Below are 13,418 nucleotides of genomic sequence, written 5' to 3'. Positions count from 1 at the left end.
AAAATGAAACCGGCCCGCGCAATCGCCGCTCGAAAGCAGCACATTGCGCGGGCCGTGATACGGCGAAATCGACTCGAATCCGAGTGATCAACCGCCCAGATAGGCGCGCTTGATATCGTCGTTGGCGAGCAGGTTGTCGGCGCTGTCCGCCAGCACGACGCGGCCCGTTTCGAGCACGTAGCCGCGATCGGCCACATGCAGCGCCTTGTTCGCGTTCTGCTCGACGAGGAACACCGTCACGCCTTCCTCGCGAATCGCGCGGATGATGTCGAAGATCTGCGCGATCACGAGCGGCGCGAGGCCGAGCGTGGGTTCGTCGAGCAGCAGCAGACGCGGCTTGCTCATCAGCGCGCGGCCGATCGCGAGCATCTGCTGCTCGCCGCCCGACATCGTGCCCGCACGCTGCTTCGCACGCTGATTCAGGCGCGGAAACAGCTTGAAGACGTGCTCGATGCCCGCTTCGATCTCGTGCTGCGAGGCGAAAAAACCGCCCATCTGCAGGTTTTCGAGCACCGTGAGGCTCGGAAACACGCGACGGCCTTCCGGCGAAATCGCCATGCCCTTGCGCATGATTTCATGCGTGGGCAGACGCGTGATGTCCTCGCCTTCGAACGTCACGCGGCCCGACGAGGCGCGCGGCGTGCCGCACACGGTCATCATCAGCGTGGTCTTGCCGGCGCCGTTGCTGCCGATCAGCGTGACGATCTCGCCCTTGTTCACTTCGATCGACACGCCCGCCAGCGCTTCCACCGCGCCATAGTGGGTATGGACCTGTTCCAGCTTCAGCATCAGTCCTCTCCGAGATACGCCTTGATCACGCGCGGGTCGTTGCGCACTTCATCGGGTTTGCCGATCATGATCGGTTTGCCGTGCTCCATCACCAGAATGCGATCCGACACGCCCATCACGAGGCTCATGTCGTGTTCGATCAGGAGTACGGAGATTCCGAACTCATTGCGCAAGCCGTCGACCATCTGCTGCAGCTCGATCTTTTCCTGCGGATTGAGACCGGCAGCCGGTTCGTCGAGCATCAGCAGACGCGGATCGGTAATCATGCAGCGCGCGATTTCGAGGCGTCGCTGATGACCGTACGAGAGCGTGCCCGCTTCGCGATTGGCCACGTTTTTCAGGCCCACGCGATCGAGCCAGTACGCGGCGCGTTCGAGCGCGGCGCGTTCGGCGCGACGATAGCCGGGCGTGGCGAACAGGCCGCTCAGCATGTTGCGGTTGACCTTCAGGTGCTGCGCGACCATCAGGTTTTCGAGCACCGTCAACTGCTTGAAGAGGCGAATGTTCTGGAACGTGCGCACGAGGCCGCGGCGCGCCACCATGTGGCTCGGCTGGCCCGTGATCGCGTGGCCGTCGAGCACGATGTCGCCCGCGGTGGGCTTGTAGAAGCCGCCCACGCAGTTGAACACCGTGGTCTTGCCCGCGCCATTCGGCCCGATGATGGCGAACACTTCGTTCGGACGCACATCGAAGTCGATGCCGTCGACGGCCAGCAGACCGCCGAAGCGCATCTGCAAGCCCGCTACTTTCAACAGGTTTTGTGCGCTCATTGCGGCAACTCCACATGCGGACGGCTGGCAGGCAACAGACCCTGCGGACGCCACATCATCATCAGCACCATCACCAGACCGAAAATCAGCATGCGATATTCGGCGAAGCCGCGCGCCACTTCCGGCAGCGCCGTCAGCAGGATCGCCGCGAGCACCACGCCGAGCTGCGAGCCCATGCCGCCCAGCACGACCACGGCGAGAATCAGCGCCGACTCGATGAAGGTGAACGACTCGGGCGTGACGAGGCCCTGGCGCGCCGCGAAGAACGCGCCCGCGAGACCCGCGAACGACGCACCCAGCGTGAACGCCGAGAGCTTGATGCGCGTGGGATTCAGACCGAGCGAGCGGCACGCGATTTCATCTTCGCGCAGCGCTTCCCAGGCGCGGCCCATCGGCATGCGCAGCAGGCGGCTCGTGACGAACAGCGTGAACGCAACCAGCACCAGCGCGAGCAGGTACAGGAAGATCACCATGTGCTCGCCGCTGTACTCGATACCGATCAGATCGTTGAAGGTCTTCGCGCCATCGACGCTCGCGTGGCGCGCGAGTTCGAAACCGAACACGGTGGGCTTCGGAATCCCCGAGATGCCGTCCGGGCCGCCCGTGATGCTCGTGAGGTTATTGAGCAGCAGGCGGATGATTTCGCCGAAACCGAGCGTGACGATCGCGAGATAGTCGCCGCGCAGACGCAGCACCGGAAAGCCCAGCACGAAACCGAACGTGGCCGAGGCCAGCGCCGCGAGCGGCAGGCATTCCCAGAACGTGAAGCCGAAGTACTGGTTGAGCAGCGCGTACGTATAGCCGCCCACCGCGTAAAAGCCCACGTAACCGAGGTCGAGCAGGCCCGCGAAACCCACCACGATATTCAGGCCGAGGCCGAGGATCACGTAGATGAGCGCGAGCGTCGCGACGTCGATCGAGCCGCGCGAGCCCATGAACGGGAACAGCGCGCCGAACGCGAGCAGCACCCAGATCGCCACGCGCTGCTGACGCGCGCCGAGCGCGGGCGCCGAGGGCAGCTTCAGGCCGCTCGTCGCGCGCTGGAACAGCGGCTTGACGAGCTGGAACACGAACACCACGGCGGCGGCGATCCACACCGGACGCCAGTGTTGCTGCAGCACGACCTGATAGCCGTCGAGCGTCAGTTGCAGGCCGAGAATCGGCGCGGTCAGGATGATGGTCGCGACGGCGGCGGCGAACGCGCCCTTCACCGTCTGCGCCGACGACTGGCCGTGCGCGCGAGTGTCGGCCGCGCGAACCGGAACAGATTGGCTCATATCGACCTCACACTTTTTCGACGTCCGGCTTGCCGAGCAAACCGGTGGGACGGAACAGCAGCACGAGCACGAGCAGGCCGAAAGCCACCACGTCCTTGTACTCCGACGGCATGTAGCCCGCCGCGAAGGTTTCCGCGAGACCGAGCAGCACGCCGCCGAGCATCGCGCCCGGAATGCTGCCGATACCGCCGAGCACCGCCGCCGTGAACGCCTTGATGCCCGCGATGAACCCGATATACGGATTGAGCTTGCCGATCGTCAGACCGATCAGCACGCCGCCCACCGCCGCGAGCATCGCGCCGAGCACGAACGTGAACGAGATCACGCGGTTCGTGTCGATGCCGAGCAGGTTGGCCATCTTCATGTCTTCCGCGCAGGCGCGGCACGCGCGACCCATGCGCGAACGCGAGATGAACAGCGTGAGCGCGATCATCAGCACGAGCGTCACGCCGACGATCAGCATGCGCGCGTACGGGATCGTCACTTCGAAGTTGCCGCCCATGTTGAAATCGAGCGCGCCGGAAATGAGTTCCGGCACCGACACGTCGCGCGCGCCCTGCCCGATCTGCACGTAGTTCTGCAGGAAGATCGACATGCCGATCGCGGAGATCAGCGGCACGAGACGCGGCCCGCCGCGCAACGGCCGATACGCCACGCGCTCGACCGCGAAACCGTAGAGCCCGGTGACCAGCACCGAGACGATGAGCGCCGCGCCCAGCACGAGCGGCAGCGGATAACCCGCCGAGGTGCCGATGGCCGTGAGCGTGACGAGGCCCACATAGGCGCCGATCATGTAGATCTCGCCGTGAGCGAAGTTGATCATGCCGATGATGCCGTAGACCATCGTGTAGCCGATGGCGATCAGCGCATAGATCGCACCCAGCGTGAGCCCGTTGACGAGCTGCTGGGTGAACTGAGGAAGAAAATCATTCATGCGTAAGCCCCGCGGCCATGAAGCCGATGAGAGACCTTGGAGAAACTCTTGAAACCGTGACGATCCGTCCGCTGTTGCGCATCGTTGGAAAACGCCCCGCCCGCCGCGACGGCGAACGGGGCGTTGCGATGCGCGGCGAGAATCAGTTCGCGGCGGTCTTCGTGGCGTCCTTGTGCCACGTGTAGACGACGAAACGGAACGACTTCAGGTCGCCCTGCTTGTCGTATTCCACCTTGCCGATCGGCGTGTTGAACGCGTTGGCGTGCAGGTAGGCCGCGACCTTGGTCGGGTCCGTGCTCTTCGCGCCCTTGATGCCGTCGGCGATCACTTCGACCGCTGCGTAGGCCGGCATCTGGAACGGGCCGTTCGCGTCGCGCTTGGCGTCGGCGAAGGCCTTCACGAGCTTCGCGTTGGCCGGGTCGGCGGCGAAGTCGGCCGGCAGCGTCACGAGCATGCCTTCCGAAGCCGGGCCAGCGATCGCCGTCACGTCCTTGTTGCCCACGCCTTCCGGACCCATGAACGTCGCTTTCACGCCCTGTTCACGCGACTGGCGCATGAGCAGGCCCATTTCCGGGTGGTAGCCGCCGAAGTAGACGAAATCCACGCCCTGCGACTTGAGCTTCGTGACGACTGCCGAGTAGTCCGAATCACCGGCATTGATGCCTTCGAACACGACGACCGGAATGTGGGCCTTGTCGAGCGCGGCCTTCACCGACGTCGCGATGCCCTGACCGTACGACTGCTTGTCGTGCAGGATCGCGACCTTCTTCGGCTTGACCTTGTCGATGATGTACGCAGCGGCTGCCGGACCTTGCTGGTCGTCGCGGCCGATGGTGCGGAAGATGAACTGGCGCTTCTTGCCTTCGGTCAGCTGCGGCGCGGTCGCCGACGGCGTGACCATCACGACGCCTTCGTTCTCGTAGATGTCGGAAGCGGGGATCGTCGAGCCCGAGCAGACGTGGCCGACCACGTACTGGATGTGCTGCGAGACGATCTTGTTCGCGACGGCGACGGCTTGCTTCGGCTCGCACGCGTCGTCCATCAGGACGGCTTCGAGCTTGTTGCCGTTCACGCCGCCAGCGGCATTGATCTGTTCGATCGCGGTCAGGGCACCCGCCTTGACCATGTCGCCGTACTGGGCGACCGGGCCGCTGAACGGACCGGCAATGGCGATCTTCACGGTATCGGCTTGCGCGGATGCACCAAAGGCGAGCAGCGCGGCAGCCAGGGAAACTGCGGTGAGGCGGGACAACGTCATCAGGAGCTCCTCGATTGTTTTCGGGTCAACCGGTCAGACGGATTGACCTGCGCAAACGAACAGCACCCCAATGGCGAGCATTGGAGAACGACAACGACGGGCCAGAAAAGAAAGACGCAACGGGGCCCGGCATATATCACCCGCTTTGTTGCGGTTGAGTTCGGAGAGATCACGTGGATACGTGTCTCTGTTGCGCAAGCGATCCGCCTGCCCCGTTCACTGCATTTCGCGCCGGGAAGGTGGTCCGGGCTCAATCAGCGACCCGCGGATGCTATCAATAAACCCTCCCACTCGCAAGCAAGGGTTTTTTCCGATACCTACAGGGGTATTGACTTGAGTCAATTGACGAAAATCATTAGGAACCGCTTGAAAACATTTGGAAAATGACCGGTGACCGCGACGCGAAATCGGCCGTTCACGCGCTGAGGCCCGACTGGCGCGGCACGACGGATTTCATTTTCCGATCCGAAATAAATGGCGCGGTTTTTTCCTTTCGGAAACCGCCGTGATTTCCGAATCGAAACTATTTATCCGATCGGAAACTTACGTCATTCACATCAAGCAATATCAATACAATTCGCACATGCGCATACAGGAAAACCCTAAATGCAGAACGCGCCAAGTCGTTGATTCGATTCACAAAACTTACACAAACATTTCAATCGACTCGCGGAGTCGGATGGAGACTCCGAGAAAATCGCCGCGCACACACGCTGCGGATATTTCCATTTGGAAACCAGGAAAATTTTCGGGCGCCTACGTATTTTTCTAAAAAATGGGCCAACGACGTTGATGAAAATCAGCGGACATACCGTCGCATTACCGCACCACTGCGCCGCAGCGTCGTTCCAGACGCGCGAACTCCGGTGTATGCTCGCTGCCTCGCCGCCGGTCTTATGCACCAACGCGGCGCACGGCGTGCGGGCATGACCGGGGCACCTTTGCGGGCCAACTTCCGGGGCACCACGGGCGCCGCGCGCCGCGCTGCGGCGAAGCCGCACACAGCGGCCCACACCCGTCCAGAACCGAACATTCGGGGGAGATCAAAGAGAATGAAGACCGTCAAACTGGCCGCCCGCGCCGCCACCCTTACCCTGATCGCCAGCGCCGCCGCGCTCTCGCTCGCCTGCGGCGCCGCGCACGCAGCCGAGACCGCCACCGTCGAAGTGCTCTCGATCGTCGAACATCCGGCGCTCGACGCGATCCGCGACGGCGTGCGCGACGAGCTGAAGGCCGCCGGCTACGACGCCGGCAAGAACCTCAAGTGGGAATACCAGAGCGCGCAGGGCAACACCGGCACCGCCGCGCAGATCGCGCGCAAGTTCGTCGGCGATAACCCGAGCGCGATCGTCGCCATCGCGACGCCGTCGGCGCAGGCCGTGGTGGCCGCAACGAAGTCGGTGCCCGTGGTGTATTCGGGCGTGACCGATCCGGTCGCCGCGCAGCTCGTCAAGACGTGGACGGCGAGCGGCACCAACGTGACCGGCGTGTCCGACAAGCTGCCGCTCGACAAGCAGGTCGCGCTGATCAAGCGCGTCGTGCCGAACGCGAAGACGGTGGGCATGGTCTACAACCCCGGCGAAGCAAACTCGGTCGTGGTCGTGAAGGAACTGAAGGCGCTGCTCGCGCAGCAAGGCATGACGCTCAAGGAAGCCGCCGCGCCGCGCACCGTGGACATCGGCTCGGCCGCCAAGAGCCTGATCGGCAAGGTCGACGTGATCTATACGAACACCGACAACAACGTCGTCTCGGCCTACGAAGCGCTCGTGAAAGTCGCCAACGACGCGAAGATCCCGCTCGTCGCGTCCGACACGGACAGCGTGAAGCGCGGCGCGATCGCGGCGCTCGGCATCGACTACAGCGACCTCGGCCATCAGACCGGCAAGGTCGTCGTGCGCATCCTGAAGGGCGAAAAGCCCGGTTCGATCGCTTCGGAAACCAGCAACAAGCTGCAACTGTTCGTGAATCCGGCCGCCGCGCAGAAGCAAGGCGTGACGCTGTCGGCCGATCTGCTCAAGGACGCGACTTCGGTCGTGAAGTAAGGCCCGCGCGCGCATGAAGGATCGACAGCCGAGCAGGTAGCGCGCGCCGCGTTTCCCATCGGAAACGGCCGCCCGCCGTCGATTCCGCAAGGCCCGCCAGGGCACCCTCGCACGCGCCGGCGTGCGGCCTCACCCGGGCCGCACGCCGCTGCGGCGACCGATCCGGCGACGTCGCCACAATCGACGCGCCGGAGACCGCAACAGGATTCCCCATGTCCCTCTATTCGCTGCTGGGCGCGCTGGAGATCGGCCTGATCTTCAGTCTCGTCGCCCTCGGGGTGCTGATCTCGTTTCGCATCCTCAACTTCCCCGACCTGACCGTCGACGGCAGCTTTCCGCTCGGCGGCGCCGTCGCGGCCACGCTGATCGCCAGCGGCCACGATCCGTTTCTCGCCACCGTCTGCGCGATGCTCGCGGGCGCCGCCGCCGGTTTCGTCACGGGCTGGCTCAACGTACGCCTGAAAATCATGGATCTGCTCGCCAGCATCCTGATGATGATCGCGCTTTACTCGATCAATCTGCGCGTGATGGGCGCGCCCAACGTGCCGCTCATTTCCGAAGCCACCGTCTTCACGATGATCCAGCCCGCGTGGCTGCCCGACTACGTGCTGCGCCCGCTCGCGCTGCTCGTCGTCGTGTGCGTGGCGAAGTTCGGCGTGGACTGGTTCTTCTCGTCCGAATACGGTCTCGCGTTGCGCGCGACCGGCGCGAATCCGCGCATGGCGCGCGCGCAGGGCATCGCCACCGGCCGCGCCACGCTCGCGGGCATGGCGCTGTCGAACGCGCTCGTCGCACTCGCCGGTTCGCTGTTCGCGCAGACCCAGGGCGGCTCGGATATTTCGATGGGCATCGGCACCATCGTCATCGGCCTCGCGGCGGTGATCATCGGTGAAAGCATTCTGCCTGCGCGCCGTCTCGTGCTCACGACGCTCGCCGCCGTGCTCGGCGCGATTCTCTATCGCTTCTTCATTGCGCTCGCGCTCAATAGCGACTTCATCGGCCTCAAGGCGCAGGATCTGAATCTCGTGACCGCCGTGCTCGTGACGATCGCGCTCGTGCTGCCCGCGACGCGCAAGAAGCTGTTTGGCCGCAAGAACGGGAGAGGCTAAGCCATGCTCAGCGCACAAGACCTTCGACTCACTTTCAATCCCGGCACGCCAATCGAGACGCGCGCGCTGCGCGGGCTCACGCTCGAGATTCCGACCGGCCAGTTCGTGGCCGTGATCGGCTCGAACGGCGCGGGCAAATCGACCTTCCTCAACGCGATCAGCGGCGACCAGATGGTCGACGAAGGCACGATCACGATCGACGGCCAGGACGTCACGAAGAAGCAGGCCTGGGACCGCGCGCATCTGGTCGCACGCGTGTTTCAGGACCCGATGGCGGGCACCTGCGAGGCGCTCACGATCGAGGAGAACATGGCGCTCGCGATGGCGCGCGGCAAGCGGCGCGGCTTCGGTTCGGCACTGAAAAAACAGGATCGCGAGCTGTTTCGCGACAAGCTGCGGCTGCTGAATCTGGGCCTGGAAAATCGTCTGACCGACCGCATCGGGCTGCTCTCGGGCGGCCAGCGCCAAGCCGTGAGTCTGCTGATGGCGTCGCTGCAACCGTCGCGCATTCTGCTGCTCGACGAGCACACGGCCGCGCTCGATCCGAAGACCGCCGCGTTCGTGCTCGAACTCACGGCGCGCATCGTCGAAGAAGCGAAACTCACGACGATGATGGTCACGCACAGCATGCGCCAGGCGCTCGATTACGGTCAGCGCACCGTGATGCTGCATCAGGGCCAGGTGGTGCTCGACGTGTCCGGCGAGCAGCGCCGCGGCCTCGACGTGCCCGACCTGCTGCGCATGTTCGAGCAGAATCGCCACGAGCAACTCGACGACGACGCTCTGCTGCTGGGCTGATTTTCCGACGCGACTCAACGCCATCAGCAAGATAAATAGCCCGCATCCCTCCGGAAGCGGGCTTTTTTTACGCCTGACCGATTAATTCGGATCCCGAATCAACCAGCAATCCCGGCAATCAAGCCGATTTCGCGTACTTGAACGTGCCTTGCGCACTCGCGATCAGCAGCGTGTCGTCCACCCAGGCTTCCGCGCGCGCGAAGAAAATCGAACGGCCGCCGCGTTCGAGAAAACCCTTGGCGCGGACGAACTGGCCCAGACCCTTGTCGAGATAATTGGTGGTGAGCGAGAGCGTGAAGCCGTGCCGTTTGGGCGCGTCCAGTTCGGCGAACAGGCCCGCATAGCCCGCGGCGGCGTCGAGCAGCGTGGCGATCGCGCCGCCTTGCAGCACGCCCTGGCGATTGAGCTTCGATGCGTCGATCGGCATCAGCAGTTCGGCGTAGCCTTCGCGCCAGGCCGCGACGCTCACGCCGAGCGTTTCGAGAAACGGATTGTCGACGGCGAATTGCGTCATGCGTGCTGTCCCCTCGGTGTTGTCGATGAATGCGGGCGCCGCGTTTGAAACGTCGTTTGAAACGTCGTTCGAAGCATCGTTGCAAAGCCGCGCCGCGCAGCCGATTATAGAACCCCGCGCCGCGCGTCGCAGCGCCGCATCCCGACTGTTCAGGCGAAAAGCGCACAACTGTACATGGTATTGCGCGGCGAGCCGGAGAACACTGTACGTTTCCCTTGCCGCCCGAGCGCGCGCATTTCTCCACTGTCCGAAAAGGAATCATCATGACCGACAACACGCGACCCACCGACTCCCTCACCCTGCAACGGGCGGCAGCGGCGGCCGCCGCCGCGTTGCCGGTCCCGTGCCCCGGCGTCGATCCGCTCACCGAGATCCTGCCCGACGAGCCGCTGCTCATGATGGGCGCGGGCCCGGTGCCGATTCCGGACGCCGTCGCGAAGGCCAACTCGGTCGTCATCAATCACCTCGGCGACACCATGGCGCGCGTCATCGACCAGGTGAAAACCATGGCGCGCTACGTGTTCCAGACGCGTTCGAACTGGGTGCTCGGCGTGGCCGGCCCCGGCTCGGCGGCCATGGAAATGGCGATCTGCAACCTCGCCTGGCCCGGCACGCGCGTGCTCTCCATCGTCAACGGCTTCTTCAGCGGCCGCATGGCGGAGATGGCACGCCGCATCGGCGCCGACGTCACCACGCTCGACGTGCCCGACCGCGAGATCGCGTCGCTCGAAGCCGTCGCGCAGGCCATCGAACGCACGCGCCCGGCCATCGTCACCATCGTGCACGGCGAAACCTCGAACACGGTCTGGAACCGCCAGCTCAAGGACATCGTGCAGATCGCCAAGGCAGCGGGCGCGCTCGTGGTGGTGGACGCCGTCTGCACGCTGAGCACCATGCCGCTGGAAATGGACGCCTGGGGCATCGACACGGTGATTACGGGCGGCCAGAAAGGTCTCTCGTCGATTCCGGGCGTCTCGCTGATCGCGTTCTCCGACGCCGCCTGGGAACGCGTGCGCACGCGCACCGCGCCGAACACGCACTGGTGTCTCGACGCCGTGCTCGCCGAAAACTTCTGGCACAAGGCGGGCTATCACTACACCGCGCCGGTGTCGGGCGTGCTCGCGCTGCACGAAGCGCTGCGGCTCGTCTGCACGGAAACGCTGGAAAAGCGCTTCGCGCGCCATCAGCGCTGCTCGCTCGCGCTGCAAAGCGGCGTAGCGGCGCTCGGCCTCGCGCTGTACACGCCCGAGCTTTGCCGCCTGAATTCCGTGGTCGGCATCGAGTTGCCCAACGGACTCACGCCGCGCGACGTGTGCAATCACATCTCGCAGCAGTATCAGGTGGAAATCGCTGGATCGTTCGGACTTCCAATCATTCGTATCGGACAGATGGGCGAGCAATGCCGCGAGCACCATCTGTTCCGCACCGTGCATGCGCTCGGCCGCACGATGCGCGATCTGGGCGCGAACGTCGATCTGCCCGCGGGTGTGGCCGCGCTCGAAGAGTCGCTGTCGGCGGCGAGCGCGCGGCGCTGATCGCCAGGCGCACACACAGACGCTCGCCGCGCTTCGTGGCGCGTCAGATCACACGCGACGCGCCCGCACGCAGATAAACGCGGGCGCGATCATCAACTCCGCGTAGAGCGCGGGCGCGACGGCCTTCATCTCGGGCAAAGGCTTCGGCTCGCTGACGCGATCGATGCTCCAGCCCGTGTCGATCAACGCGTTGACGATATCGGCGAGCGGGCGGCGATACGCCTCCACATACGGCTTCGGTTCGCCGAAGCCGCCCCAGTGCAGGCCGAAGCGCGTGGTCTCGAAGTACGTGCGGCCGCCGCGCGTGCGCGTGTCGATCCAGTCGCGCATCGGGTGCGCCATCGAGAACACCAGTTGCGCGCCGGGCCGCGCCACGCGATGAAACTCCGCGAAGGTGTCCGCGAGATGCTCGACATAGTCGAGCGCGAGCGAGCAGACGATGCGGTCGAACTGCGCGTCTGCGAGCCAGTGGAGCGGCTGGCCGAGATCGCCTTGCGCGACCTCGACCGCCATGTCCGCGCAACGCACGCGGGCGAGTTCGACCATCGCCGGCGTGACGTCGAAAGCCTGCACGCGCGCGCCCTTGCCCGCGAGTTCGGCGCTGACGATACCGGGGCCGCAACCCGCGTCGAGCACCGCGAGGCCCGCCACGTCGCCGAGCAGCGCTTCGGTGGCCGGGCGTTCGTAGAGCGCATTGTGCGGTTTTTCGGGCGCCATTTGCGCGTAGCGGTCGGCGAACTGCGTGTAGCTGGCGCGGCCCGGCAGTTCGGGGGCGGCGTCGGTCTTGTCGGCGGCGGAGTCGTTGTGCATGCTGGCGTGAACGGAAAAGCGAAACCGCCATTGTCCCGTGTTTCGTGCCTTCGACTCCAGTGCGCGCCGCGTGCCGGTATCATCGCGCTCTTGCCGCGCGGCTCGCGCCCGCTCATGATTTCAATCTGCTTTCACTGCTCCCACGCTCATTCGACGATGTCCGTACTTTCCGCTCTCCCCTTCGACGCCGTGCTGTTCGATTGCGACGGCGTGCTGGTCGATTCCGAACGCATCACGCATGTCGTGCTGGTCGAAATGCTCGGCGAACTGGGCTGGACGCTCAGCGTCGACGATGCCATGCGCATCTTCGTCGGCAAGATGGTGAAGGACGAGGCCGATCGCATCGAGGCGCACACCGGCTATCGCATCACCGAAGACTGGCTGACGGGTTTTCGCGCGCGCCGCAACGAGGCGCTCGCGCGCGACCTCGTGGAGATTCCGGGCGCGCCCCACGCCGTGCGCGCCGTGCATACGGCCTTTGGCGGACGAATCGCCGTGGCGTCGGGCGCCGATCGCCGCAAGGTCGAACTGCAACTGCGCAAGGTCGGCCTGCTCGCGTGTTTCGACGGACATATTTATAGCGGCCACGAAACGCCGCGCAGCAAGCCGCATCCCGACGTCTATCTGGCGGCGGCGGCCGGGCTCGGCGTGGACCCGCGCCGCTGCGCCGTGATCGAAGACACCGTGACCGGCGCGCGCGCGGGCCTCGCGGCGGGCGCGACGGTGTTCGGCTACAGCCCCGCCGAACCGGGCCACAGCAGCGCCGAGGCGCTGCGGGCCGAAGGCGTCGCCGACGTGATCACCGATATGGCCGCGCTGCCGGCCGTGCTGCAAGGCTGGTCCGCGCGCTGAGACCGCGCCGCGCGTCATCGCTCGTCGCTATCTGTATTGGCGTGTCGACGTGTCCGCGCCTGGCGCTTCGCTGCAAAGCAAGTAAGCGTGTGTGACAATCTGCACCCGCCGGGCTCCGGCAGCCGCCCGGCGTGGTGCGGGCGTCACACGCAGGGCGCGCGGCCGCCACGCGAACGCCGGCTCGATTACTATCCGAGGATGGCGTCGTCAGCCGGAAAAAGATAGTTTGCTACCAAATCGCTTTGGGCTATCATCCCGCCGATGTCGAATCTTCACACCTTACGACTGGCCGTCAGCAGTTCGCTCGTCCTCGCCGCCCGCAAATGGCGCCGCACGACGCATGGCGCGCTCACGGCCTATAACGTCTCCGAAGCCTGCGCCTCGCCGCTGCTGATCGCCGGCCGCCTGGGCGAAGGCGTGCGCCAGGTCACGCTCGCCGAACACGTGGGCATCGAAGGCCCGTCGCTCGTGCGTCTGCTCGATCAGCTCTGCGCCGCCGGCCTCGCCCGCCGCGACGAAGACCCGGACGACCGCCGCGCGAAAACGATTTCACTGACCGACGAAGGCCGCGCCGTCACCGCGCGCATCGAAGCCGATCTGCGCGATCTGCGCGCGCGCGTGCTCAAAGGCGTGAGCCGGGCGGATCTCGAAGCCACGCTGCGCGTGCTCACCGCGTTCAACGCCCCGGACCCGGCCGAGGGCGCGCCCCGGACCGAAAGCTGAAAGCGGC

Annotated in this window: 13 protein-coding genes; 6 read left to right on the top strand and 7 right to left on the bottom strand. The window is 65.2% G+C overall.

The window, feature by feature from the left end:
* Positions 1-87: 87 nt before the first annotated feature.
* The 5 genes from G5S35_RS23425 to G5S35_RS23405 form a co-directional block, all read right to left on the bottom strand.
* The gene (locus G5S35_RS23425) at positions 88-789 is read right to left on the bottom strand and encodes an ABC transporter ATP-binding protein (protein WP_065065387.1); all 702 of its coding nucleotides are present in this window, start codon (positions 787-789) and stop codon (positions 88-90) included.
* Positions 789-1,559, bottom strand: coding sequence for a high-affinity branched-chain amino acid ABC transporter ATP-binding protein LivG (gene livG / locus G5S35_RS23420; protein ID WP_065065388.1), 771 nt, complete (start codon positions 1,557-1,559; stop codon positions 789-791). Before livG ends, G5S35_RS23425 begins: the two co-directional genes overlap by 1 nt.
* Positions 1,556-2,836, bottom strand: coding sequence for a high-affinity branched-chain amino acid ABC transporter permease LivM (locus G5S35_RS23415; protein WP_074982433.1), 1,281 nt, complete (start codon positions 2,834-2,836; stop codon positions 1,556-1,558). Before G5S35_RS23415 ends, livG begins: the two co-directional genes overlap by 4 nt.
* Before the next feature lie 7 nt (positions 2,837-2,843).
* A complete protein-coding gene (livH, locus tag G5S35_RS23410) occupies positions 2,844-3,770 on the bottom strand; it encodes a high-affinity branched-chain amino acid ABC transporter permease LivH (protein WP_065065390.1) in 927 nt (308 codons plus the stop codon).
* Positions 3,771-3,912: 142 nt separating this feature from the next.
* On the bottom strand, positions 3,913-5,028 hold the full coding sequence (locus tag G5S35_RS23405) for a branched-chain amino acid ABC transporter substrate-binding protein (RefSeq protein ID WP_183039110.1): 1,116 nt from the start codon (positions 5,026-5,028) through the stop codon (positions 3,913-3,915).
* 1,052 nt (positions 5,029-6,080) lie between these two features.
* Here G5S35_RS23405 and G5S35_RS23400 point away from each other — a divergent pair.
* The 3 genes from G5S35_RS23400 to G5S35_RS23390 all read left to right on the top strand — a co-directional run bounded on the left by G5S35_RS23400 (position 6,081) and on the right by G5S35_RS23390 (position 8,977).
* Entirely contained in the window at positions 6,081-7,070 is a 990-nt protein-coding gene (locus G5S35_RS23400) for an ABC transporter substrate-binding protein (protein ID WP_065065392.1), read from the top strand.
* Between the two features lie 212 nt (positions 7,071-7,282).
* Entirely contained in the window at positions 7,283-8,179 is an 897-nt protein-coding gene (locus tag G5S35_RS23395) for an ABC transporter permease (protein WP_065065393.1), read from the top strand.
* Between the two features lie 3 nt (positions 8,180-8,182).
* A complete protein-coding gene (locus tag G5S35_RS23390) occupies positions 8,183-8,977 on the top strand; it encodes an ABC transporter ATP-binding protein (RefSeq protein WP_065065394.1) in 795 nt (264 codons plus the stop codon).
* Positions 8,978-9,095: 118 nt separating this feature from the next.
* On the opposite strand, the gene G5S35_RS23385 is transcribed toward G5S35_RS23390, so the two are convergent.
* On the bottom strand, positions 9,096-9,491 hold the full coding sequence (locus G5S35_RS23385; protein WP_065065395.1) for a PaaI family thioesterase: 396 nt from the start codon (positions 9,489-9,491) through the stop codon (positions 9,096-9,098).
* Positions 9,492-9,886: 395 nt separating this feature from the next.
* Here G5S35_RS23385 and G5S35_RS23380 point away from each other — a divergent pair, with 395 nt between their 5' ends.
* The gene (locus tag G5S35_RS23380) at positions 9,887-11,026 is read left to right on the top strand and encodes a pyridoxal-phosphate-dependent aminotransferase family protein (protein ID WP_234774728.1); all 1,140 of its coding nucleotides are present in this window, start codon (positions 9,887-9,889) and stop codon (positions 11,024-11,026) included.
* A 48-nt stretch (positions 11,027-11,074) separates the two neighbouring features.
* Here the strand turns inward: G5S35_RS23380 and G5S35_RS23375 are convergent, their stop codons facing one another.
* The gene (locus G5S35_RS23375) at positions 11,075-11,836 is read right to left on the bottom strand and encodes a class I SAM-dependent methyltransferase (protein WP_065065396.1); all 762 of its coding nucleotides are present in this window, start codon (positions 11,834-11,836) and stop codon (positions 11,075-11,077) included.
* A gap of 156 nt (positions 11,837-11,992) precedes the next feature.
* Here G5S35_RS23375 and G5S35_RS23370 point away from each other — a divergent pair, with 156 nt between their 5' ends.
* Together G5S35_RS23370 and G5S35_RS23365 are read left to right on the top strand one after the other, a co-directional pair.
* Positions 11,993-12,688, top strand: coding sequence for an HAD family hydrolase (locus G5S35_RS23370; protein WP_183039109.1), 696 nt, complete (start codon positions 11,993-11,995; stop codon positions 12,686-12,688).
* Between the two features lie 261 nt (positions 12,689-12,949).
* Entirely contained in the window at positions 12,950-13,411 is a 462-nt protein-coding gene (locus tag G5S35_RS23365; RefSeq protein ID WP_065065398.1) for a MarR family winged helix-turn-helix transcriptional regulator, read from the top strand.
* Positions 13,412-13,418: the final 7 nt, after the last annotated feature.

Origin of the sequence: Paraburkholderia tropica (genome assembly GCF_014171495.1) — a bacterium.
GTDB lineage: Bacteria > Pseudomonadota > Gammaproteobacteria > Burkholderiales > Burkholderiaceae > Paraburkholderia > Paraburkholderia tropica.
Note: the sequence above shows the minus strand (reverse complement) of the source record. Positions and strands in the feature narration are given on the sequence as shown.

What these genes read in the sequence shown, in the direction of transcription:
- G5S35_RS23370 (WP_183039109.1), top strand. Translation starts at nt 11,993, where the DNA reads ATGTCCGTACTTTCCGCTCTCCCCTTCGACGCCGTGCTGTTCGATTGC.
- G5S35_RS23375 (WP_065065396.1), bottom strand. Translation starts at nt 11,836, where the DNA reads ATGCACAACGACTCCGCCGCCGACAAGACCGACGCCGCCCCCGAACTG.
- G5S35_RS23395 (WP_065065393.1), top strand. Translation starts at nt 7,283, where the DNA reads ATGTCCCTCTATTCGCTGCTGGGCGCGCTGGAGATCGGCCTGATCTTC.
- G5S35_RS23405 (WP_183039110.1), bottom strand. Translation starts at nt 5,028, where the DNA reads ATGACGTTGTCCCGCCTCACCGCAGTTTCCCTGGCTGCCGCGCTGCTC.
- G5S35_RS23415 (WP_074982433.1), bottom strand. Translation starts at nt 2,836, where the DNA reads ATGAGCCAATCTGTTCCGGTTCGCGCGGCCGACACTCGCGCGCACGGC.
- G5S35_RS23425 (WP_065065387.1), bottom strand. Translation starts at nt 789, where the DNA reads ATGCTGAAGCTGGAACAGGTCCATACCCACTATGGCGCGGTGGAAGCG.
- G5S35_RS23385 (WP_065065395.1), bottom strand. Translation starts at nt 9,491, where the DNA reads ATGACGCAATTCGCCGTCGACAATCCGTTTCTCGAAACGCTCGGCGTG.
- G5S35_RS23380 (WP_234774728.1), top strand. Translation starts at nt 9,887, where the DNA reads ATGATGGGCGCGGGCCCGGTGCCGATTCCGGACGCCGTCGCGAAGGCC.
- G5S35_RS23365 (WP_065065398.1), top strand. Translation starts at nt 12,950, where the DNA reads ATGTCGAATCTTCACACCTTACGACTGGCCGTCAGCAGTTCGCTCGTC.
- G5S35_RS23400 (WP_065065392.1), top strand. Translation starts at nt 6,081, where the DNA reads ATGAAGACCGTCAAACTGGCCGCCCGCGCCGCCACCCTTACCCTGATC.
- G5S35_RS23390 (WP_065065394.1), top strand. Translation starts at nt 8,183, where the DNA reads ATGCTCAGCGCACAAGACCTTCGACTCACTTTCAATCCCGGCACGCCA.
- livG (WP_065065388.1), bottom strand. Translation starts at nt 1,559, where the DNA reads ATGAGCGCACAAAACCTGTTGAAAGTAGCGGGCTTGCAGATGCGCTTC.
- livH (WP_065065390.1), bottom strand. Translation starts at nt 3,770, where the DNA reads ATGAATGATTTTCTTCCTCAGTTCACCCAGCAGCTCGTCAACGGGCTC.